Source organism: Micrococcus sp. EWR3.9.1 (assembly GCF_052615555.1).
Map to the genome: position 1 here is coordinate 1 of NZ_JBQXFD010000008.1, position 21,801 is coordinate 21,801.

A 21,801-nucleotide genomic window follows, 5' to 3' on the forward strand; every position below is an offset into this window, starting at 1 on the left:
GACCGGGCATGACGCCCGGTCAGGGGCCCCTCCCTAGGATGGAGCCATGAGCCCCACGCCCACACCCGTCACCGAGACGATCAGTTCCGGCCACAGCGTGGTGTGGTCGCGCCCGCCGGAGGAGCGCGCGGGCACGGACCTGGTGCTCGTGTTCCACGGCTACGGCTCCAACGAGCTCCGCGCGGCGCGCCGCCACTTCCCGATGCTCCCGGAGCGGTGCACCGGCCTGGCGGTGCGCGGCGGCTTCGAGATCGACGAGACGGCCTCCGAGGGCCCGGGCGACCCCGGCGCGCACGGCTGGTTCCTGCTCGACCTGCTGCTGCAGTCCGACTTCGCCCAGGTGCTCGCCGCCGCCCACCGCGTGTTCGACGTGCTCTCCGCCGAGGAGGTCGTGGCGGCCGGCTTCCGCACGGTCTCGGTGCTCGGCTTCTCCCAGGGCATGGCCATGGCGACGACGGTCCTGCGTCTGCGTCCCGAAGCGTTCACCTGCGGTGTGGGCCTGAGCGGCTTCGCCGTCGACAACGAGCTGCTGGCCATGCTCGACTCCCCGGCCGAGGGACCGGGCCCGCGCCCGTTCTTCTGGGGCCGGGACGCCGAGGATCCCGTGATCCATCCGGACGCCGTCGCCCACACCCGCGCGTGGGCCGAGGAGCACACCCGCCTGACCGTGCGCACCTACCCCGGGATCCTGCACGGGACCGGCCCCGACGAGGTCCGTGACGTGCGCATCTTCCTCGAGCATTCCCTGCGCGCGGCGACGCCCGGGTCCTGACCGTGGGGGTCGCGCGCCGATACTCTGGCGCGCATGGCAAAGAACTCGACGATCGGCCGGTACGCGTCCGGGAAGGTGAAGGACTTCGCGCTGAAGTCGGCACTCGATGAGAACGGCGAGCCCTCGGAGGGCTTCGAGAAGGCCCTCTCCACGGTGTTGGCGGTCCAGCGTCCCCTGGTCCTGAAGAACATCCAGCGCATGGCGGCGAAGCACCCGGGGGAGAGCCCGGAGCGTCTCGCCGAGCGGCTGGGGCAGCAGTACCTGACCACCGTCACGGTGGCCGGTGCCGCCGTGGGCGGCACCGCGATCGTCCCGGGCATCGGCACCGTGGCCGCGCTCGTCCTGTCCGGTGCCGCGGTCGCCGGCTTCATGGAGGCCACCGCCCTCTACGCGCAGTCCCTCGCCGAGCTGCACGGCATCACCACGCAGGACCCGCAGCGAGCCCAGGCCCTCGTCATGGCCCTCATGCTCGGCGACGAGGCCAAGGAGCTGCTCCGCGAGGCCGCCGCCAAGGCCGGGCGTCCCTACGACCCGCAGTCCAGCCTCAACGCGCTCGCGGGCACCGCCTCCGGCACCGGCATCAGTGCGTTCGTGGTGGATCGCCTCAAGAGGACGTTCATGCGCAAGATGCTCCTGCGGCAGGGCGCCGGCTTCGTGGGCCGCGCCGTGCCGTTCGGCGTGGGCGCCGTGATCGGCGGCGTGGGCAACCGCGCCATGGGCAAGGCCGTGATGGAGAACGCCGCGGAGCTCTTCGGCCCCCTGCCGATGGTGATCCCCGGCGAGATCCGCGAGGGCGCCGCGCAGGGGCGCGCCGAGGGGGAGTCGGCGGGCGCCAAGGACGACGGCGGCGTCTTCGGCGTGATCCGTCGCGCCCTGCCCGGCGGCAAGGACGAGAAGGACGACAGGCAGAAGAAGGGCAAGCCCGCCGCCTGACGGCCCCACCCCCGCGCTTTCGAACGTGAGAGAGGCCCTCTCTCACGTTCGAAAGCGCCCATTCGCCCCATTTCACGTTCGAAAGTGCGGGGCGGGAGCCGCGGCTCAGAGGAACAGCGTGGCCACCCCGTGGATCGCCAGGCCCGCGAGCGCGCCGACGACCGAGCCGTTGATGCGGATGAACTGCAGGTCCTTGCCCACGAACAGCTCGAGGGTGCGCGCGGTCTGCTCGCCGTCCCAGCGGGCGACCGTCTCCTCGATCACCCCGGTGAGCGCCGGGCCGTAGGAGCTCAGCGCATACGCCGCGGCGCGGCGGGCGTGGCCGTCCACGCGGTCGCGCAGCTCGGGGTCCTCCTGCAGGCGGGCGCCGAGGTCGCGCAGGGCGGCCACGAGCGCGCGATGCAGGTCGGAGGACGGGTCCTCGAGCGCGTCCAGGAGCGAGTCCCGCAGGGAGACCCAGGCCCGCCCGGCCCACGCGCGCAGCCGTTCGTCCGCGAAAAGGTTCCGCTTGAACCGTTCCACCGAGGCGCGGGTGGCGGGCTCGTTCCGCATCTCGTCGGCGAGGCGGTCGAGCCAGTCGTCGACGGCGCGGCGGGCCTCGTGCTCCCGGTCGCGGCGGATGCCGGCGAGATACTTGAGGGTCTCGGCGTGCAGTCTCTCGGCGAGGAGGCGGTCCACGAGGTCCGGGCTCCACTCGGGGGAGCGACGGCGCACCGTCTCGACGAACAGCTCGGGGTGGGCGGCCACCCAGTCCCCGGTGTGGGCGACCACGAGGTCCACCACGCGCTCGTGGTGCCGTCCGGCCACCACGTCCTCCAGCACGCCTGCGAGCGTGGGGGACCAGTCCGGGGCCACCATGTGGCGTTCCATCAGCTGGCGCAGCAGCTCCTGGACGGCGTCGTCGTCGGCCGCGGCCATGGCGCCCCGGGCCGCCGTCGCGATCTCCCGGGCGGTGCGAGCCGCGTTCTCCTCACGGCGCAGCCAGCCGCCGGCGGCCTCGGCCACCTTCAGTCCGTCGACCTTCTCGTGGGCGACCTCCGAGTCCAGGAAGTTCTCCTGCACGAACTCGGTCAGCGCGGCGCCGAGCTGGTCCTTCTTCCGCGGGATCAGGGCGGTGTGCGGCACGGGCACACCCATCGGGTGGCGGAACAGCGCCGTGACCGCGAACCAGTCCGCCAGTGCGCCGACCATGCCGCCCTCCGCGGCGGCGCGCACGTAGCCCCACACCGGGTGGGTGTCCTGCAACGGGAACGCGACCACGAACACCACGGCCAGCAGGATGAGCAGCCCCAGGGCGACGGCCTTCATGCGCCGCAGGCCCGCCGCGCGTTCGAGGGCGCCGGCGCTGAGCAGCTGCTGGGCGGGGTCGGGGGAGAGGGACACGGGAGGCTCCTGATCGCGCGCACCGAATGGTCCCCACCAGTTAACCAGCCGGGCACCCTGCGGTGACGTGGCCGGCACTCGCGCTCCCTAGCCTGGCCGCGTGCCCGCTCTCGTGATCGCCCACCGCGGTGCCTCCGCCGCCTTCCCCGAGCACACCCGCGCCGCCATGCTCCACGCCCTCGCCGTGGGCGCGGACGGTCTCGAATGCGACGTCCAGCTCACGCGGGACCGCGAGGTCGTCTGCTGGCACGACCCCACCGTGGACCGCACCTCGGACGGGCGCGGCGCCGTCGCGGACCACACGCTGGATCGTCTGCGCGGCCTCGACGTCGTCTCGTGGCACGCCCGGCGTCCGGGGGCCGAGCCCGCCACGACGACGGCGCCGCCCGCCGTGTACGGCGGCGCGGGGGAGCAGGTGCTCACCCTGGCCGACCTCCTGGCGATCGCGGCGGCCGCGGACCGGCCGCTGCGCCTGGCCGTGGAGCTCAAGCACCCCTCCCCGTTCGGGCATGAGCTCGAGGAGCGGGTGCTGCGGGAGCTGCTGCGGGCCGGTTGGGACCCGGAGACCGGCCGACTGGGTCAGGTGCAGGTGTCCCTCATGAGCTTCCATCCGGACGCGCTGCGCCACGTGGCGCCGCTGGCCGGCACGGACCCCCTCTGCCCCCTGATGGACCTCATGCCGACGGAGCTGCCGACCCGGCTCGCGCGGGGGCCGCTGAGCCGGGCGGCGGTGCGTGCGGCGGCGCGTCAGTCGCTGGCGGGGTCCGAGGCGCTCGTCTGGCGCGGCCGGGCCGGGATGGCGGGGCCCTCCGTGGCCTACGTGCGGGAGCACCTGGCGGACGTGAAGGCGTGGCTGGCGGCGGGGCGGCGGCTGCGGGTGTGGACCGTCGACGAGCGCGAGGACGCCGATTTCCTCCTCGCCCAGGGGGTGCAGGAGCTCACCACCAACCGTCCGGAGGACGTGCTGCGCTGGGTCCGCGAGCGGGCCGCCGCGCGTCGGGAGCGGGTGCCCACCGGGGCCTGAGGGCGCCGACGACGGCGCGCATGCTGCTCAAGCTGATCGAGCCGACCTCGGGCGAGATCAGCTTCGAGGGCAAGGACGTGCTGGCGCTGAAGGGGGAGGGGCTCAAGGACTTCCGGCAGCGCGTGCAGGCCGTGTTCCAGGACCCGTTCTCCTCGCTCAACCCCTCGTTCACGGTGGGCCGGATCATCGAGGAGCCGCTGCAGACGTACCGGCGGGGCAACGCCAGGCAGCGGCGGGCGCGCGTGCTCGAGCTCATGGTCCAGGTGGCCCTGCCCTCCCACTTCCACCGCCGGTACCCCGCCGAGCTCTCGGGCGGACAGCGCCAGCGCGTGGCGATCGCCCGGGCGCTCGCGCTGAACCCCGAGCTGATCGTGTGCGACGAGCCGGTCTCCGCGCTGGACGTGCTCGTGCAGGACCAGATCCTCACGCTGCTGCGCCGCCTGCAGGACGAGCTGGGGCTGAGCTACCTGTTCATCTCGCACGACCTGGCGGTGGTGCGGCTCATCTCCGACTACGTGTGCGTCATGAAGGACGGCCGGGTGGTGGAGGCGGCCAGCTCGGAGGAGGTCTTCACCAACCCCCGGCACCCGTACACCCGCCGCCTGCTCGCCTCGATCCCGGGCAACGAGCTGGGCATCGCCGTCGAGGCGGACGGCACCCACGTCTGAGCGCTGACCGGGCCGGACGGTCGGGTGCAGAAGCGCCCCGTTCGTGTCGACCGAGCCGCAGCGACATCACTGCCGGGCGGACCGGCGGCGATGTCGCTGGGCGTCGGTCGGACGGTCGGGCGCGGTGCTCAGCGGGCGAGCTCCCACGTCAAGCGGGCGATCGCCTGCTCCTCGTCCGTGGGGACCACGAGGACCGGGATCGCCGACTCCGGCGCGGAGATCGTGTGGGGCCCGGCCACGCGGGCGCGGTTGGCCTCGGCGTCGTAGGCCACCCCGAGCGCCTCGAGCCGGTCGAGCACGCGCGCCCGGAACGGAGCCGAGTTCTCGCCGATCCCGGCGGTGAACACGATCGCCTGCGCCCCGCCCACGGCCACGTGGTAGCCGCCCACGTACTTGGCCAGCCGGTAGGAGGCCACGTCCAGGGCGTTGCGGGCGCGGCCGTCCCCGGAGGCGGCGTTCTCCAGCACCTGGCGCATGTCCGCCTCCCCGGCCAGGCCCAGCAAGCCCGAGCGCCTGTTCATGAGGGTGTCCAGCTCCTCGGCGTCGTAGCCGTGGTTCCGCATGAGGTGGGTGACCACGGAGGGGTCCAGGTCGCCGGAGCGGGTGCCCATCACCAGGCCGGCCAGCGGGGTGTAGCCCATGGAGGTGTCCACGGAGACGCCGTCGCGGATGGCGGTGGCGGAGGCGCCGTTGCCCAGGTGCAGCACCACGGCCCGGAACTCCCCCCGCGGGATGCCCAGATGCTCCGCGGCGAGGCCGGTGACGAGGTCGTGGCTCGTGCCGTGGAAGCCGTAGCGGCGGATGCCGTGCTCCGTGTAGACCTCGTCCGGCAGGGCGTACTGCCAGGCCTCGCGGGGCATGGTCTGGTGGAACGAGGTGTCGAACACGACCACCTGGGGCATGTCCGGCCAGCGTTCGGCCATGGCGCGCAGCCCCTGGGCGGCGGCGGGGTTGTGCAGCGGGGCCAGCGGGGCGAGGCGCTCGATCGCGCGGATCACCTCGTTGGTCACCCGGGCCGGGGCGGTGAACCGCTCGCCGCCGTGGACCACGCGGTGGCCGGCGGCGTCGATGGTGCGCCCGCCGGTCGCCTCGGCCAGCTCGGCCTCCACCTGCTCGAGGGCGGCGGCGTGGTCCGGCACGCCGGAGCCGGGGACGCCGATGCGCTCCACCAGGCCCTGGGCGAGGACGGGCACCGGGGCGTCCGTGCCGTCGTCGGCCAGCTCACGGAGCTGGTACTTCAGGGACGACGAGCCGGAGTTGATGACAAGGACGAGCACGGGGGACTCCTTCCGGGGCGTCAGCCCTGGGCCTGGGCCTGGATGGCGGTGATGGCGACGGTGTTGACGATGTCCTCCACGGTGGTGCCGCGGGAGAGGTCGTTGACGGGCTTGTTCAGGCCTTGCAGCACGGGCCCGACGGCGACCGCCCCGGAGGACTGCTGGACGGCCTTGTAGGTGTTGTTGCCGGTGTTCAGGTCCGGGAACACGAACACGGTGGCCTGGCCGGCCACCTCGGAGCCGGGCATCTTCGAGGCCGCGACGGAGGCGTTGACGGCGGCGTCGTACTGCAGCGGGCCCTCCACCTTCAGCTCGGGGGCACGCTCCCTCACGAGCTCCGTGGCGGCGCGGACCTTGTCCACGGACTGCCCGGAGCCGGAGGCGCCCGTGGAGTAGGAGAGCATGGCGACGCGCGGGTCCACCCCGAACTGGGCGGCGGTGGCCGCGGACGCCACGGCGATGTCCGCGAGCTGCTGCGCGTCCGGGTCCGGGTTCACGGCGCAGTCGCCGTACACGAGGGCGCGGTCCGGCAGCAGCATGAAGAACACCGATGAGACGATCGAGACGCCCGGCTTCGTCTTCACGAACTCCAGCGCGGGGCGGATGGTGTTGGCGGTGGTGTGGGCGGCGCCGGAGACCATGCCGTCCACGTCGCCCAGGTGGACCATCATCGTGCCGAAGTAGGCGCCCTCCTGCATGACCTCGCGGGCGCGCTCGGCGTCCACGCCCTTGTGGGCGCGCAGCCGGGCGTACTCCTGCGCGTAGCGCTCCAGGTCCGGGGAGTCGGCGGGGTCCACGAGCTCGATCCCGCTCAGGTCCACGCCCTCGCGGGAGGCCAGCTCCCGCACGGCGGCGGCCGGGCCGAGCACCACGAGGTCGCAGACGTCGCGGCGCTGGAGGATCTCGGCGGCGCGCAGCACGCGGGCATCCTCGCCCTCGGGCAGCACGATCCGGCGGCGGTCCGCGCGGGCGCGGGAGATCAGCTCGTGCAGGAAGCGCAGAGGGGTGACGACGTCGGTGCGTGGCAGGTCGAAGCGGGCCAGCAGCTCGTCCCCGTCCACGCGCTGGTGCCAGGTGCCCAGGGCGGCGGCGGTCTTGCGGGGCTGGGCGCTGGAGAGCTCGGAGCGCACCCGGGAGACCTTCGCGGCGGTGGTGAACGTGTCGTCGTGGGTGACGAACACGGGGAAGGCCGCGCCCAGGTAGAGCCGCTGGAGCTGGCGGTTCGGGAGGATGCCGTTGGTGAGGATCATGCCGGAGGGGGTGGGGAAGTCCGGGGTCAGCGAGGAGGCCACGGTGGCCAGGATCGCGTCGGAGCGGTCGCCGGAGACGATCACGAGCGCGCCCTCGCGCAGGACCTCGAGGAAGTTGCCGCCCTCCATGGAGACGGCCTTGACCTCGGCGACGTCGCGGTCCAGCGTCTCCTGCCCGGCCATCTGCTCGAGCCCGAGCGCGTCCGCCACCTCGGCCACCGAGGGGTGCGCGAGCTCGGTCAGCTCGGGCAGCACGTACACGGGCCAGGCGTGGCGGCCGGGGCGCACGGCCGCGCCGACGGCGTCGAGGTCACGGGGGTCCGCGCGGTTGACCATGACGGCCAGCAGCTCGACGCCGGCGTCGTCGAGGGTGCGCCGGGCCAGGTCCACGACGTCGGCCGCCTGCTCGGGTGTCAGGTCCGCGCCGGAGACCACGGCGACCACGGGGGTGCCGAGGTTGCGGGCGAGCTGGGCGTTGAGGTCGAGGTCGGCGGCCGGGTCCGGGCTGATCAGGTCGGTGCCCTCCACCACCACGACGCCGCCCGCCGCCCGCATGGCGTCGTACTGCTCCACGCAGCGCTGCTGGACCTCGTCGCCGCGGCCCTCGGCCATGAGGGTGCGGGCCTCGGCCGCGGTGAGGCCGCCGCGGGCCTGCTCCGGGGAGAGGCCGTACTGCTCGCGCATCAGCAGCACCATGGGGTCGGTCTCCACGTCGTCGCCGGGCACCACGGGGCGGAAGTAGCCCACCGTGCCGGAGCGCCGGTACAGCGAGTCGGCCAGGCCCAGGCTGACGAGGGACTTGCCGGCGCCGGTGGACGTGGTGGAGACGAAGATTCCCTGGGGCATGGCGGACCTTCCGGTGGAGGACGGGGCTCGTCGTTCACGGTACCGAGGCCGCGGCGTCGGGGCCCGTCCCGGCCGACGCGGATCGACGTGAGTGAGGCGTGTCTCTCACGCGCGTAATACACATGACTGCACTCGCCCCGTCAAGCATTAAGGACCCTCCCATGGCAACGAGAGCCGACCGCGGCCGCCCCGTGCACAACCCGGACATCGTCGGGTTCACCGACGCCGAACTGAACGAGACGCCGATCCGCCCGCGCTGGAACTCCCTCGGCCCGGGCATCGTCGCCGCGGCCACGGGCGTGGGCGCGGCGGACCTGGTGGCCACCCTGACCGCCGGCTCCCGCTACGGCTACATGCTGCTGTGGGCCGTGGTGCTGGGCGTGATCTTCAAGATCGTGCTCGTGGAGGGCGTGGGCCGCTACTACCTCTCCACCGGCAAGACGATCTTCCAGGGTTGGCGCACCCTCGGGGCCTGGACGTCCTGGTACTTCGGCCCGTACATCCTCATCTGGGGCATCGTGTACGGGGCGACGGCGATGTCCTCCACCGCCCTGCCGCTCGCGGCGCTGTTCCCCGGGGTGGACAGCAAGGTGTTCGCGATCGCCTCGGGCCTGATCGGCCTGGGGCTGGTCTGGCTGGACAGGTACCGGCTCATCGAGTGGCTCATGACGGTGCTGATCGGCGTCATGTTCGTGACCGTGCTGCTCTCGGCGGCACTGACCGTTCCGAACCTGGGCGCGATCCTGGCCGGTCTCGTGCCGCGCCTGCCCTCCGGCGATCCCCAGGCCATGTTCTACGTGCTCGGCCTCGCCGGCGGCGTCGGCGGCACCATCACGCTCGCGGCCTACGGCTACTGGCTGCGCGAGAAGGGCTGGAACGTCCCGAAGTACCTGAAGGTCATGCGGTTCGACAATGCGACCTCGTACATCCTCACGGGCATCTTCGTGATCGCCACCATGGTCATGGGCGTGGAGCTGCTGCACTCGGCGGGGCTGGCGATCTCCTCGGGCGACAAGGGCCTGCTCGACGTCGGCGACGTGCTGGCCGAGCGCTACGGCTCGGCGTGGTCCACGGTGTTCCTCATCGGATTCTTCGCCGCGTCCTTCTCCTCCCTGCTGGGCGTGTGGCACGGCGTCTCGCTGATGTTCGCGGACTTCTGGACGAACTTCCGCCGGCCCGCCGAGGAGCTGGACCAGGACGACGCGCCGTCGCTGTCCTCGAAGCCCGGCCGCTTCTTCCTGCTGTGGCTGACCCTGCCGCCCATGGCGCTGCTGTTCCTGGACCGGCCGATCTTCCTGATCCTGCTCTACGGCACGCTCGGCGCCCTGTTCATGCCGTTCCTGGCCGTGACCCTGCTGTTCCTCAACAACACGAAGGACGTGCCGCGGCAGTTCCGCAACGGCTGGGTCCGCAACACCCTGTTGGGCCTGACCGCGGCCGTGTTCGTGGCGATCGGCGTGAACGAGCTGATCAAGGCCCTGCAGCCGGTGCTCGGGGGGTGAGCCGGCGGCGGGGGCGGGGCACACTGGTGCCATGATCGTCGCCTTCTCCGTCGCTCCCTCCGGCCAGCCCGCCGACTCCGCCCACCTGCCCGGGGACGCGGACACCGCCTCCGTGCACCGGGCGGTGGCCGCCGCCGTCGCCGTGGTCCGCGCCTCCGGCCTGCCCCACCGCACCTCCTCGATGTTCACGGAGATCGAGGGCGACTGGGACGAGGTGATGGAGGTCGTGCGCGGCGCCGTGGACGCGGTCTCCTCGTACGGCTCCCGGGTCTCGCTCGTGCTGAAGGCGGACATCCGCCCCGGCCACACCGGCGAGCTGGACGGCAAGCTCGAGCGCCTCGAGTCGGCCCTCGCCGAGGACGAGGGGCGGCGCGCCGCCCCGGCCCCGCACGACGGCGACGCCGGGTGACCCCCCTCCCCGCTGCCCCCCCGGACGCTTTCGTTCGAGAAACGGCGCCGTGTCGAGGCGCTTTCGTTCGAGAAATGGCCGCCGCGCCGGCGGCCCAGAGGAGCAGCCCGTGCCTGAGTCTGTGACCGTGCGCCCCGCCGCCCCCGGGGACGTCGAGGCGCTGCTGCGCGTCAAGGCGCGGTCGTGGCGGGAGGCCTACGGCGCGCTCCTGCCGTCCGCGTACCTGGACGCGATCGAGGCCCGGATCCCGGAGGACGTACCCGCGTGGACCGCGCTGATCGGACCGGACCGAGACCTCTGGGTCGCCGACGACGGCGGCCGGCTGCTCGGCGTGGCGCTCGCGGGCCCGCGTCGCTCGGCGGCGGAGACGGGCCGGACGGGCGCGGACGACGCGGCCGCATCGCCCGCCGACCTGCCCGATGTGGAGCTCATGGTGCTCTACGTCCTGGCCGAGGCGTACGGGACCGGCCTGGGAGCGCGCCTGCTGGACGCCGTCGTCGGGGAGCGTCCCGCGATGCTGCGCGTCCTCGCCGAGAATCCGCGGGCCGTGGCGTTCTACGCCAAGCACGGGTTCGCGGCCGTGGGGGCGCCGGAGCCGATGACCGGCCCGTGGGCCGGCCTGCACGAGCAGCTGATGGTGCGCCGTCGCCCGCACGACGGCGGTGCGGCGTGAGTCGCCGGTCATCGGCGCGCCGGGGCCGGGCCGCGGGCGGATCCGCCGGCCCCGCCGGGATCGAGCCGGGCGTCCACGCGATCACCCACGGCACCGCCGAGATCCGCGAGGACGCCTTCGAGCCGGACGCGTTCATCCTCTACGTCAACGGCGTCGAGTCCTCGCCGCTGGACCCCGAGCGCCCCGAACGCATGGCCTTCGAGTACATGCGCTGGGCCGCCGCGGCCGTCCGGGCGCACTGGCCGGAGCCCACGCCGCTGCGGGCCCTGCACCTGGGCGGCGCGGGCTGCGCGCTCGCCCGCTGGGTGGACCACGCGTACCCGGGCTCCCACCAGACCGCGGTGGAGATCGACGCCGGCCTGGCCGCCCTCGCCCGCGAGCGCTTCGGCCTGCCCCGCGCCCCGGCCCTGCGCATCCGCGTGGCAGACGCCGCCGAGGTCCTGGCCACGGCCCACCCGGCCAGCCGCGACCTGATCATCCGCGACGTCTTCGCCCCGGACCCCACGGACCTGACCGGTGCCCGCCACATCACCCCGCCGGGCCTCACCGGCCTGGACGCGGCCCGCGCCGCCGCGCGGGTCCTCGCCCCGGGCGGGCTGTACGTGCTCAACGTGGGCGGCGGGCCGGACCTGACGTCGGTGCGGGCGGACGTGGCTGCCGTCGTCGCCGCGTTCGAGCACGTTGAGGTGATCGCGGATCCGCCCATGCTCAAGGGGCGGCGCCGCGGCAACGTCATCGTGGCGGCCTCGGACGCCCCCGTGGCCCGCCCCGCCGCGGACGCCCCGCCCGGCTCCGACCCCCGCGACCGCCTGGCCCGTGCCCTGCGCATGGACGCCTTCCCGGCCCGGCTCGCGGAGGATCCACGCGGCTTCCCCGCGGGCGTCGCGCCCGGGATCACGGGACTCGTCCCGGGCCCCGAGGCGTAGACTGGAGGCACTCGGCCGGGTCCGCCCGGGGCCCGTCGAGTCCGACTCGAGGAGGTCGCCATGTCCGCCCAGACCCAGCCCGCCGCCACCCGCCGTGAGGACGCACCGCTCGGCGTCCTGGTGGGTGTGGACGGCTCCGACCAGTCCGTCTCCGCCGCCCGCTGGGCCCAGCGCGAGGCCGGCCTGCGCGGCGAGCCGCTGACCCTCGTCACCGCCTACTCGATCCCCGCGTACTGGGGTTACGGCGCGGACGCCGGCGGCGCCGTCCTGGACGACTCCCGTCTCCGCGAGGGCGTGCAGGCCCTCCTGGAGGAGGTCGCCGGCAAGCTCGACGCCGACGGGGTGCGTCCGGAGCTGCGTGTGGAGATCGGGGACGCGGCCGGCGTCCTCGTGGAGCTCTCCGCCGAGGCCTCCCTGCTCGTCTCGGGCGCGCGCGGCCGCGGCGGCTTCATGGGCCGCCTGCTCGGCTCGGTGGCCGCCGCGCTGCCCGGCCACGCGCACTGCCCGGTCGCCATCATCCCCGCCGGGGTCGAGGCCAGCCGCGCGGGGGACAGGACCGCCGTCGTGGTGGGCGTCGACGGTTCCGAGCAGGGTCGTGCCGCCGCTCTCGAGGCCGCCGAGGAGGCCCGCCTCCGCCAGGCCCCGCTGAAGCTCGTGTGCGCCGTCCCGCCCCTGGGCGCGAACGCCGCGTGGCTGGCCGTCAGCCTGGACGAGGAGGCCCGCGAGCGGGAGCTGCGCGAGCGTCTCGACGCCGGCGCCGCGTGGATCAGCTCCGAGTTCCCCGGCCTCGAGGTCCTCACCGAGCTCGTGGACGGCACCCCCGTGGACGTGTTGGTGGACCAGAGCGCCACCGCCTGCCTCACCGTGGTGGGCACGCGCGGTCTGGGCGGCTTCGCCGGTGCGATCGTCGGCTCCACGAGCCGCGGCGTCGCGGACCACGCGAAGGGCCCGGTGCTCGTCGTCCCGTTCCGCGAGGACGTCCGCCTCAGCCGCCGCGCCTCGTTCGGCCCGGTCCAGGACCAGCCGGAGTCCTGACCGGCGCTCAGCCCCAGCCGAGCTCGTGGAGGCGCTCCTCGGAGATGCCGAAGAAATGCCCGACCTCGTGCATGACGGTGACGGTGATCTCGTCCTCGAGCTCGGCGCGGGAGGTGCAGTGGCGGGTGAGCGGGCCGCGGAACACCACGATCCGGTCCGGCATCTGCCACGCGAGCTCGGCGCGCTCGGTCAGCGGCACGCCCTCGTAGAGGCCGAACAGCTCGGTGGCCGGGTCCTCCCAGCGCTGCGGCTCGTACTCGTCCTCCACCACCACGACGACGTTCGTCAGCAGCCGGGCCAGCTCGTCCGGGATGCGGGTGAGGGCCGCGGAGACGGCGTCGTCGAACTCCTGCTCGCTCATCCACGTGGCGGCGGGCTGCTCGGGCGACGGGCGGTGGTCCACGGCGGCTCCTGGGGGTGCGGGGCTCCGCGGTGCGGAGGGCGGCCGGCCGGCGGCCGGACTTGCCGGAGGGTGTGCGGCCACCATAGACTCCCAGGGTCCACCTCGGGAATCTCGACATCGGACCTGCCCCTATCGTCTAGAGGCCTAGGACACCGCCCTTTCACGGCGGCGACACGGGTTCGAATCCCGTTGGGGGTACGCAGAACGGCCGCCCTCGGCGGCCGGAACGGCACGTAGAGCGTGGATTTGCACGACGCTCGGAGGCTCTGCTAGAGTCTCCACTCGTTGCGAAAGCGGCGAGAACAACAGAACATGGCCCTGTAGCGCAGTTGGTTAGCGCGCCGCCCTGTCACGGCGGAGGTCGCGGGTTCAAGTCCCGTCAGGGTCGCTCGGATCGTCCGATCACCGGCATTCGGAAACGGAGTCCGGTGACGCATGGTCCTGGTGACGAAGGTCGCCGGGCTCTGTAGCTCAGTTGGTAGAGCGTACGACTGAAAATCGTAAGGTCACCGGATCGACGCCGGTCGGAGCCACGAAACCCCTGCTCAGGCAGGGGTTTTTCGTTTTCTAACAGTCGGCAGCCCCGTAGATTCAGACCAGGCCGGACAACTGCTCCTGCATGACTACACCAGCATGGGCGACACCCTTGAACGAGCTCATATAGACATCCTGGGTCACCGACGGGTTCTCATGCCCAAGGAACGCCGGAATCTTCACCGCACTCATCCCGGCCTGCCCCAGCTTGGCCGCCGCTGTCTTGTGGAAGGCGTGTGTCGACAGCATCGGGTAGCCCAGCTCATTGAGGATGTCCCGCAGCTCTCGTTGCGTGTTGGCGGGGTCCCGCAGCCGCATGAGCACGGTCGGGAACAAGAGTGTGGTGGCGTCCTTCAACCGCTCTTGCCGCCGCTATCGCGTGATGGCGGTCGAACCTGGCCAAGGCGGCTACGATCGAAGCTGAGGCCGCTCCGGACCGGGCTGTCCGGTAGGTGTAAGCGATGGGGGAGCAGGCCCTTGAGGCGAGGGAGGGTGCCAACGCCACCGAGAAACACGTCGCGCATCTGGACGCGATGGTGGCGGAGGTGCGGATGTAGTCCGGCAGCCGGGCCAGGATCGCCGAATCAACGGCGCGGCGACCGCGGGAGGCGCAGCACGTGCAGGGCCTTAAGTGCAGGCTGAGGAACAACACACCAGCAGACATGGTTATCGAGTAGGTGGACAACCGAGCCAAGTTCCTACGGCTGGACTGGCTGGATGAAGAAACAGCGGTCCCCGCGGGTGCGTCTGTTGAATTCCGAGCCGGAGGCGAATCGGGGCTGCCGCTGCCGACAACACTCATCATCGGGATGAGGGGCGACGACAGCCCATGTTTCGTGGAGCTTGCTCCACGGCCGAAGAGCTGAAGGATAACGCCTCGGCGCCCTGCTTGCTGACCTGAGGCAGGCTGGGGATGTCCTCACAGATATCCTGATGTCGAACCGATGCACGAGGTCAGAAGGAGCAGGTGTGGCCAGACTCAACCTGAAGGCGGTAGAGGAGCGCGTCGCACCGCTGGGTGGACGAGAGGCCTACGACCGGGAGCTGATCTTCGACCTGCTGCTGGCGTACGGTAAGCCCAAAGGCAACGTCACGCGTCTCCGGACCGGCTCGCTCAACGTCGCCGCCGATGCTGAGCACGAGGTCGCGCAGAAGAACGTCGTCTACTTTCGGGAGACCACCGGCGATCCCTTAGCCGAGATCGAGGAGCTGCGCACCGCAGCCCACGTGGTGCGTTACAACCCCCGGTTCGTCATCGTCACCGACTACACCGAGCTCCTGGCCGTCGACACGAAGACTAGTGAAAACCTCGTTATCCCCATCCGGGCCATCGACAAGCACTTCACCTTCTTCCTGCCCTGGGCGGGCATGGAGAAGGCGCAGTACGTCGCCGAAGCGCATGCGGACGTCAAGGCTGCCGAGCGAATGGGCAAGCTCTTCGACGAGCTCCTCGCCGCGAACCCTGACGTCCTGGACTGTCCGGGCGGGCGCCATGCCCTCAACGTCTTCTTCACTCGGCTACTGTTCTGTTTCTTCGCCGAGGACACCGGCATCTTCGCCGAGAATCAGTTCACCAACGCCGTCGGCACACACACGCAGGTCGATGGATCCGACGTCGACAACTTCCTCCGCGACGTCTTCGCGGCCCTCGACACCGCGGACACTGCTGCGAAGGCCGCACACCTGGCGAGCTTCCCGTACGTGAACGGACGCCTGTTCACGGCCCGGGACACCGACATCGTGCCTCGGTTCTCGAAGAAGGCCAGGCAGCTGCTCATCGACCTTGGCACGCTGATCTGGCAGGAGATCAACCCCGATATCTTCGGGTCGATGTTCCAGGCGATCGTCACCCCCGGCAAGCGCGCTGACCTCGGACAGCACTACACCTCGGTGCCGAACATCCTCAAGACCATCGAGCCACTGTTCCTCGACGACCTCAAGGCCCAGCTGGACGCGGGGTTCGACAACGTGAAGAAGCTCGAGGCTCTCCTCGATCGGATCAGCACGATCAAGGTCTTCGACCCCGCCTGCGGTTCCGGGAACTTCCTGGTCATCGCCTACAAGGAGCTCCGCCGGCTCGAGCACGCGATCCTCGAACGACTCTCGGAGCTCGACAGCAAGCATAGTGTCCTGTTCGTCGAGTCCCGGATCAACATCGAGAACTTCTACGGCATCGAGATCGATGACTTCGCCGTCGAGGTCGCGATCCTGTCGCTGTGGATCGCGAAACACCAAATGAACGCCGAGTTCAAAGATAAGTTCGGCGTCTCCATCCCGCTGATCCCGTTGAAGGAGACCGGGCAGATCCACGTGGGCAACGCCGCACGAGTCGACTGGAACAAGGTCTGCCCGAACGATGGTGGGTCAACAATCTATCTGATTGGAAATCCGCCATATGTCGGCGCAAGTAAACGAACTCAAGCACAGCGCGACGACCTCGAATATGTTATCCGACCCCTGGGGCTTTCAAAGAAGCTTAATTATATATCAGTTTGGTTCATCAAGGGCATCGAATATCTAAAAGGTGGTGGTGATGGCGTTGCGTTCGTTACAACCAAGACGATCGCGCAGGGGGAACATGTTTCCCTACTATTCCCGTTCTTGCTTTCCGAGGGTGTCGAGATCGGATTCGCCTACCCTTCATTCCAGTGGGGAAACAACGCTCGCAGTTCTGCCGACGTAACCGTGGCCGTCATTGGCTTCCGACGAGTCTCGGGTCAGCCAAAACATATCTTCACAGAGTCCCATCGCGTCGTCGTCTCAAACATCAACGGATACCTCGCCGATAGTCCTGACGTGTTCCTGCATCCCCGAAGGGCATCCCTTTCGGGTCTCCCGTTGATGGAAATGGGCGCCGCTCCAGTCGACGGTGGAAACCTTCTGCTCGATGAATTTGAACGTTATGATATTTTGAGGAGGGAGCCGGATTCCGAGCGATTCATTCGACGCTTCGTGGGGTCTGAGGAATTCATAAATGACATCCTCCGATATTGCCTGTGGGTTAATCCTGATGACGGCAAAACTGCTTCGTCAATTCCGCCCCTCGCCGATCGCTTTGCGAAGGTCGCAGCCTTCCGCAAGGCGAGCTCGAAGGTGGGCACGCGAAAGCAGGCAGGCGCGCCATACAGGTTCGGCGAGCCGCGGTTCACCGAAGGATTGAACCTAGTCTTTCCGAGTGGCTCTTCGGGGCTCCGCAGATATATCCCAACAGGCTACCTAAGCGCAGGAGAAGTACTCTCCAAGAAGGTATTCGTAATTCCCGACGCCCCCGCCTGGGTCTTCGCGCTTCTTGTATCGGCAATGCATATGGCATGGGTGGGAGTTGTGTCCGGTCGGATGCGCATCAATTATCAGTACTCCAACACCCTTGTGTACAATAATTTCCCCGTCCCTCCACTCTCCCATGAAATCAAGGAGAAGCTCGCGCTCGCTGCTCTACGGGTTCTGGATGTGCGGGAGTACCACTGCGAGAAGACGCTCGCGGAGCTCTACGATCCGGACAAGATGCCCGATGACCTGTGCGCTGCGCACAAGGCGGTCGATGATCTCGTGGACTCGATCTACTCGAAGAAGCCGTACGGGACCGACGAGCAGCGTTTGTCCGACCTATTCGCCCTGTACGAGAAGATGGCCGCCGAGGAAGAGGCAAGGAAGCCTGCGAAGAGGAGCCGGAAGTGAGTAAGAACGTGAACATCGTCGATGTGACCTACGCGCAGACGGGCTCCTCGGTCCACACCGACGAGCTTGGCATGCGGGAGATGCAGCGCAGGGTCTTCGAGAAGCGGGACGCGCAACACCTGCTTATCAAGGCGCCGCCAGCTTCCGGCAAGTCCCGGGCTCTCATGTTCGTCGCCCTCGACAAGCTATACAACCAGGGCCGGAAAAAGGTCATCGTCGCCGTCCCCGAGCGCTCCATCGGAGCATCCTTCGCTTCGACGAACTTGACGGGTAACGGGTTCTTCGCTGATTGGGAGATCAAGGACCAGCACAACCTGTGCACGCCGGGCTCCTCGGCCGGTAAGGTCGACGCGTTCGTCGACTTCCTGAATGGCTCTGACGCAACGCTCGTGTGCACGCACGCCACCCTGCGGTTCGCCTTCGAACGGCTCTCCCCGAACACGTTCGACGGAACCGTGCTCGCCATCGACGAGTTCCACCATGTTTCGGCCGACACCGAGTCCAGCCGCCTCGGCGCGCTCCTGCGGGACGTCATGGCTGGCTCCGATGTGCACATCGTCGCGATGACCGGCTCCTACTTCCGCGGCGACTCCGTGCCCGTGCTCTCTGCCGAGGACGAAGCGAAGTTCACCCCGGTGACCTTCAACTACTACGACCAGCTCAACGGCTACCAGCATCTGAAGTCCCTGGGCATCGGGCACCACTTCTACCAGGGGCGGTACACCGAGGCGATCGGCGAGGTGCTCGACCTCGACAAGAAGACCATTCTCCACATCCCCAGCGTGAACTCTGGAGAATCGACCAAGGATAAGATCGAAGAGGTCGGACTCATCATCGATACGATCGGCGAGGTGATCGGCACCGAGGAGGAGACCGCCATCATCCGCATCCGCCGCCAGGACACCGGCCAGGTGCTCCGCGTGGCGGATCTCGTCGATGACACCGATCAGAAGAAGCGCGCGGATACGCTCCATCACCTTGCCACGGTCGCCTCGAAGGACCGCGACGCCGCGGACATCATCATCGCCCTCGGCATGGCTAAAGAGGGCTTCGACTGGCCCTTCGCCGAGCACGCCCTCACCGTGGGCTACCGGGCCTCGCTCACGGAGATCATCCAGATCATCGGCCGCGTGACCCGCGACAGCCCGGGCAAGGCGCACGCGCAGTTCACAAACCTCATCGCCGAGCCGGATGCCGAGCAGGGCGAAGTCAAGGTCTCCGTGAACAACATGCTCAAGGCCATCACGGCCTCGTTGCTCATGGAGCAGGTTCTCGCGCAGAACTTCGAGTTCAAGACGAAGCGCTCAGGCGACGACGCGCAGGCACCCGGCACCATCACGATCCACGGGTTCAAGGAGCCCTCGTCGGAGCGGGTCAAGCAGATCGTTGAAACTGACCTCAACGATCTCAAGGCGAACATCCTTCAGGACGACACCTTCGCCCGTGCGGCCGCCGGTCATGTGGACCCAGAGACGACGAACAAAGTCCTTATCCCGAAGATCATTCGCGACCGCTACCCGGATCTGAATGAGGAGCAGGTCGAGGAGCTGCGTCAGCAGGTCGTCGTGGACTCCGTGATCAAGAACGGTGAGGTCCGCGAGGTCGGCGACAAGCGATTCGTGAAGATGGCGGAGAAGTTCGTCAACATCGATGACATCAGCATCAACCTCATCGACTCGGTCAACCCATTCCAGCGGGCCTTCGAGGTGATGTCGAAGTCGGTCACACCGTCCGTGCTGCGCATCATCTCCGACACGATCGCCGCGACCCGTGTAGAGATCAGCGAGGAAGAAGCTCTCGCACTCTTCCCGAAGATCCAGCAGTGGGCGAAGGTCAACGGCCGTCGCCCCGACCGGCGCAGCGAGGACCCCACCGAGAAGCGCTACGCCGAAGTGCTCGCGTTCCTCCAGCGCCTCAAACAGCAGCGCCTCGCCCAGAAGCAGGCCGAAGAGGAAGGAGAGGTCTCATGAGCGGCGATACCGACGAGACCACGGGTTCCCCTTCGCGCCTCGAGGCAGCACTGCAGGCGCTCTTAGACTCCGACGTCGACGGCCTGCTCGACGCACCCGAGAAACCAAAGAAGGTGAGCTCGAGCGACAGGCTCGAGCGAGCCTTCCTCGAGATCGTCGAGTTCCGGCGTGAGCACGGACGTATCCCGAGCCCGACCACCCGGGAGATTGCCGAGCGCAAGCTCGGGGCCCGGCTCGACGGGATCCTCGCAGACGACGTGAAGATCGAAGCCCTCGCCCACCTCGATGAGTTCGGACTGCTCGATCCCCCGGAGCCACCGTCCTCGATCGACGACCTCCTCGACGGCGACGATCTCAACCTGCTCGCCGACGACTCGGGACTCATGGACGTGTCCGACCTTCCCGCCAGGAAAAGCCCTGCGGACGACGTCGACAAGGCGACGCGGCGGATCGCCGAGGACTTCGAGCAGTTCGAGCACTTGTTCAAGGCCAAGCACGCCGAGCTCGCCGCCGGCGAGGCCAAGCTCGTGCCGTTCCCCGGGCAGCAGCACATCGTCGAGGGCGCGTTCTTCGTCCTCAGCGGCGTCATGCTCTTCATCGCCGAGGTCGGCGAGCCGGAGTACAAGAAGTCGACTGTACGTGAGAACCGCAGGGAACGGCTCCGGGTGATCTTCGAGAACGGCACCGAGTCCGCGATGTATCGGCAGTCCCTCGGCATCCGGATGGGCGAACGCGACGGCCTGGCCGTCGTCCCCACCTCGTTCGAGTCGATCCTGGCCGAGGACGTGGAGACTGGTTACATCTATGTGTTGCGTTCGCTCAGCGACGACCCGCAGATCGCCAGTGTTCCCAACCTCCACAAGATTGGGTTCTCACGAGGCCCGGTTGAGAAGCGCATCGCCCGTGCGGAGCAAGAACCCACCTACCTCATGGCCCCGGTGGAGGTCATCGCAACCTACCGCACCTACAACCTCAAGACCTCCGCCCTTGAGCACCTCCTGCACCGGGTCTTCGCGGACGCCCGGCTACAGGTCAGCCAGGTCGGCACGAACGGCAGGAGCTACGCGCCCTCCGAATGGTTCAGTGTGCCTCTCCCTGTCATCAACCAGGCGATCGAGCTCATCACCTCGGGCGCCGTCGTCGACTACGAGTACGACGCCGCCTTACAGCGCCTGATCGAGCGCAGCTAACGGGACCACACGCCCCGGGGCTCTTCGGTCAGAAGCGTGCCTCTTGCCGAGGCAGGTAGGTGTTACTCCTGGTGGTCGCGGGGAGAGACCGGCCGGACGAGGCCCTCCCAGAATTGCTCGTGCTGTCGGTGCTGGCCTACCAGGTCGGGCAGGGTCGGTCGGTTCGCGTTGCCGCGCACCAGGACATCACTGAGGGAGGCGACGATGTCGATCACCGAGCGCGGTTCGAATTGCCCAGCAAGGCGCTTCGCCTTGGCGCGGACGTTGTTCGGCGTCGGGCCCGCGTCGATCACCGAGTGATGCCACAGGCGATTGTGGTGGGCACAGCGGTTGCGAAGGTAGACGAGTGCTTTCACCCGGTAGGCGAACCCGGCTCGTGCGACGCCGAGGCTGGACGCGACAGAATCGGCCAAGGAGCTTTGAGCGCCGCGCTCGACGACCTTCGACAAGGTCCCGAACGACCACGCCTCGACCGCTGACCACACCGGGAGCTCCGCGTACCGCGGGGCATCGCTGGAGGGGGCGCGGTAGCGAAGGATATGGCGCTCGCGGCTGCGCTCGATATCGCGCAGACATGACTCCACAGTCGGCTCTGCGTCACCGACATCCGTGTAGAAGCCAGGGTCGAGGTAGCTGCCGTATGCGCCGTGGACATCCGCGATCACCCTGGCAACATGGGTGCGCAACAGTAATTCTGCATGGGCAAGTGGCCGCGTCAAGGTTGCCCGCAGCTCCTCGTCAGCGTCGTAGATGGCACGGATGGCCTCGAACGAGGCCGATGGCTCGAAGGTGTTGTCTCCGAGGTGCGGAGCGCGCTGGAGGTACCGGGCATAGCCTGAGAACCGGTAGTAGTTCGTGGAGCGAAGGAACCGGGCGCATTTGTCGCGATCCTCGATGACGAGCCCGCGCTCTGCGAGCAACTCGACCTGTTGCTCAACGGTCAGGCTCGGCTTCACTCCCACTCCTCGGGCAAAAAGAGGCCCCTCCCATTTGAGCATCGTAGAGAGGCTTGGGAGGGGGTCGATTAATTTAAGTATAGCCGGACAGGGTGGCACTGTCCATAGGAGCGAGGCGAGCTGTCTGTCCATCGCAGCCTGGCAGCTCCGAGTCCACGTGCGTCCCGTAGGGGGAATGGCCGTGCTTACCGATCAACTGCCCCCCAACCCCGGTTCTATCCCATGGATTCGCAGGCAGGCCGCGACAGCCGATGACAGCGGATTCGAACGTCGCCCAACGCTTACCAATAATCCTGGCACCCCGGAGGCACCCCAGAAACCCTAGGGTCCTCACTCGTAAGGTCACCGGATCGACGCCGGTCGGAGCCACCA

General features: G+C 69.2%; 17 protein-coding genes, 3 tRNA genes and 1 pseudogene. 15 read left to right on the top strand and 6 right to left on the bottom strand.

Annotated features, from left to right (window positions below; genetic code table 11):
* Positions 1-46: 46 nt before the first annotated feature.
* Both ACUJ8O_RS06560 and ACUJ8O_RS06565 read left to right on the top strand, forming a co-directional pair.
* Entirely contained in the window at positions 47-772 is a 726-nt protein-coding gene (locus tag ACUJ8O_RS06560; protein WP_158184141.1) for an alpha/beta hydrolase, read from the top strand.
* A gap of 33 nt (positions 773-805) precedes the next feature.
* On the top strand, positions 806-1,705 hold the full coding sequence (locus ACUJ8O_RS06565) for a hypothetical protein (RefSeq protein ID WP_101962627.1): 900 nt from the start codon (positions 806-808) through the stop codon (positions 1,703-1,705).
* A gap of 105 nt (positions 1,706-1,810) precedes the next feature.
* Here ACUJ8O_RS06565 and ACUJ8O_RS06570 read toward each other — a convergent pair whose 3' ends face one another.
* Positions 1,811-3,088, bottom strand: a complete 1,278-nt coding sequence (locus ACUJ8O_RS06570) for a DUF445 domain-containing protein (RefSeq protein ID WP_065572808.1) — start codon at positions 3,086-3,088, stop codon at positions 1,811-1,813.
* 100 nt (positions 3,089-3,188) lie between these two features.
* On the opposite strand from ACUJ8O_RS06570, the gene ACUJ8O_RS06575 reads away from it, so the two are divergent.
* A complete protein-coding gene (locus ACUJ8O_RS06575; protein ID WP_036383537.1) occupies positions 3,189-4,112 on the top strand; it encodes a glycerophosphodiester phosphodiesterase family protein in 924 nt (307 codons plus the stop codon).
* Between the two features lie 8 nt (positions 4,113-4,120).
* Positions 4,121-4,780, top strand: a pseudogene (locus ACUJ8O_RS06580) (ATP-binding cassette domain-containing protein); the annotation flags it as partial.
* A gap of 128 nt (positions 4,781-4,908) precedes the next feature.
* Here ACUJ8O_RS06580 and ACUJ8O_RS06585 read toward each other — a convergent pair.
* Positions 4,909-6,057: an acetate/propionate family kinase gene (locus ACUJ8O_RS06585; protein WP_020625362.1), complete on the bottom strand. Its 1,149-nt coding sequence runs from the start codon at positions 6,055-6,057 to the stop codon at positions 4,909-4,911.
* 20 nt (positions 6,058-6,077) lie between these two features.
* Positions 6,078-8,153 carry a phosphate acetyltransferase gene (gene pta, locus ACUJ8O_RS06590; RefSeq protein ID WP_020625363.1) on the bottom strand — a complete coding sequence of 692 codons (2,076 nt, stop codon included), beginning with the start codon at positions 8,151-8,153 and terminating at the stop codon, positions 6,078-6,080.
* Positions 8,154-8,314: 161 nt separating this feature from the next.
* Here pta and ACUJ8O_RS06595 point away from each other — a divergent pair, with 161 nt between their 5' ends.
* The 5 genes from ACUJ8O_RS06595 (at position 8,315) to ACUJ8O_RS06615 (ending at position 12,698) form a co-directional block, all read left to right on the top strand.
* On the top strand, positions 8,315-9,655 hold the full coding sequence (locus ACUJ8O_RS06595) for an Nramp family divalent metal transporter (protein ID WP_445373254.1): 1,341 nt from the start codon (positions 8,315-8,317) through the stop codon (positions 9,653-9,655).
* A gap of 31 nt (positions 9,656-9,686) precedes the next feature.
* A complete protein-coding gene (locus ACUJ8O_RS06600; RefSeq protein WP_101967668.1) occupies positions 9,687-10,064 on the top strand; it encodes a thiamine-binding protein in 378 nt (125 codons plus the stop codon).
* A 109-nt stretch (positions 10,065-10,173) separates the two neighbouring features.
* Complete coding sequence (locus tag ACUJ8O_RS06605) at positions 10,174-10,737, top strand: GNAT family N-acetyltransferase (protein WP_044658644.1); 564 nt, start codon at positions 10,174-10,176, stop codon at positions 10,735-10,737.
* Positions 10,734-11,663 (top strand): spermidine synthase, encoded by a 930-nt coding sequence (locus ACUJ8O_RS06610; RefSeq protein WP_044658645.1) that lies wholly within the window; start codon positions 10,734-10,736, stop codon positions 11,661-11,663. Before ACUJ8O_RS06605 ends, ACUJ8O_RS06610 begins: the two co-directional genes overlap by 4 nt.
* A 60-nt stretch (positions 11,664-11,723) precedes the next feature.
* Positions 11,724-12,698, top strand: coding sequence for a universal stress protein (locus tag ACUJ8O_RS06615; RefSeq protein ID WP_041103604.1), 975 nt, complete (start codon positions 11,724-11,726; stop codon positions 12,696-12,698).
* Positions 12,699-12,705: 7 nt separating this feature from the next.
* Here ACUJ8O_RS06615 and ACUJ8O_RS06620 read toward each other — a convergent pair whose 3' ends face one another.
* Positions 12,706-13,101, bottom strand: a complete 396-nt coding sequence (locus ACUJ8O_RS06620) for a metallopeptidase family protein (RefSeq protein WP_095353590.1) — start codon at positions 13,099-13,101, stop codon at positions 12,706-12,708.
* A 125-nt stretch (positions 13,102-13,226) separates the two neighbouring features.
* Here ACUJ8O_RS06620 and ACUJ8O_RS06625 point away from each other — a divergent pair.
* From ACUJ8O_RS06625 to ACUJ8O_RS06635, 3 genes are all read left to right on the top strand, one after another.
* Positions 13,227-13,299 (top strand) — tRNA-Glu (locus ACUJ8O_RS06625).
* A 116-nt stretch (positions 13,300-13,415) separates the two neighbouring features.
* Positions 13,416-13,489, top strand: a tRNA-Asp gene (locus ACUJ8O_RS06630).
* A 72-nt stretch (positions 13,490-13,561) separates the two neighbouring features.
* Positions 13,562-13,634, top strand: a tRNA-Phe gene (locus ACUJ8O_RS06635).
* Between the two features lie 58 nt (positions 13,635-13,692).
* Here the strand turns inward: ACUJ8O_RS06635 and ACUJ8O_RS06640 are convergent.
* On the bottom strand, positions 13,693-13,959 hold the full coding sequence (locus ACUJ8O_RS06640) for a hypothetical protein (protein ID WP_158184150.1): 267 nt from the start codon (positions 13,957-13,959) through the stop codon (positions 13,693-13,695).
* A gap of 645 nt (positions 13,960-14,604) precedes the next feature.
* On the opposite strand from ACUJ8O_RS06640, the gene ACUJ8O_RS06645 reads away from it, so the two are divergent.
* Genes ACUJ8O_RS06645 through ACUJ8O_RS06655 form a run of 3 tightly spaced genes read left to right on the top strand, consistent with a single transcriptional unit; the run spans position 14,605 to position 20,473 of the window.
* A complete protein-coding gene (locus ACUJ8O_RS06645) occupies positions 14,605-17,313 on the top strand; it encodes a DNA methyltransferase (RefSeq protein WP_230259976.1) in 2,709 nt (902 codons plus the stop codon).
* Positions 17,310-19,283 (top strand): DEAD/DEAH box helicase, encoded by a 1,974-nt coding sequence (locus tag ACUJ8O_RS06650; protein WP_230259977.1) that lies wholly within the window; start codon positions 17,310-17,312, stop codon positions 19,281-19,283. Before ACUJ8O_RS06645 ends, ACUJ8O_RS06650 begins: the two co-directional genes overlap by 4 nt.
* Entirely contained in the window at positions 19,280-20,473 is a 1,194-nt protein-coding gene (locus ACUJ8O_RS06655; RefSeq protein WP_230259978.1) for a GIY-YIG nuclease family protein, read from the top strand. The genes ACUJ8O_RS06650 and ACUJ8O_RS06655 overlap by 4 nt, the downstream gene beginning before the upstream one ends.
* A 62-nt stretch (positions 20,474-20,535) precedes the next feature.
* Here the strand turns inward: ACUJ8O_RS06655 and ACUJ8O_RS06660 are convergent, their stop codons facing one another.
* On the bottom strand, positions 20,536-21,429 hold the full coding sequence (locus tag ACUJ8O_RS06660) for an Abi family protein (protein WP_158184154.1): 894 nt from the start codon (positions 21,427-21,429) through the stop codon (positions 20,536-20,538).
* Between the last annotated feature and the right edge of the window lie 372 nt (positions 21,430-21,801).

Excerpts from the sequence above, each read along its gene's own strand:
- ACUJ8O_RS06560 (WP_158184141.1), top strand. The coding sequence starts at position 47 with ATGAGCCCCACGCCCACACCCGTCACCGAGACGATCAGTTCCGGCCAC.
- ACUJ8O_RS06565 (WP_101962627.1), top strand. The coding sequence starts at position 806 with ATGGCAAAGAACTCGACGATCGGCCGGTACGCGTCCGGGAAGGTGAAG.
- pta (WP_020625363.1), bottom strand. The coding sequence starts at position 8,153 with ATGCCCCAGGGAATCTTCGTCTCCACCACGTCCACCGGCGCCGGCAAG.
- ACUJ8O_RS06595 (WP_445373254.1), top strand. The coding sequence starts at position 8,315 with ATGGCAACGAGAGCCGACCGCGGCCGCCCCGTGCACAACCCGGACATC.
- ACUJ8O_RS06600 (WP_101967668.1), top strand. The coding sequence starts at position 9,687 with ATGATCGTCGCCTTCTCCGTCGCTCCCTCCGGCCAGCCCGCCGACTCC.
- ACUJ8O_RS06615 (WP_041103604.1), top strand. The coding sequence starts at position 11,724 with ATGTCCGCCCAGACCCAGCCCGCCGCCACCCGCCGTGAGGACGCACCG.
- ACUJ8O_RS06655 (WP_230259978.1), top strand. The coding sequence starts at position 19,280 with ATGAGCGGCGATACCGACGAGACCACGGGTTCCCCTTCGCGCCTCGAG.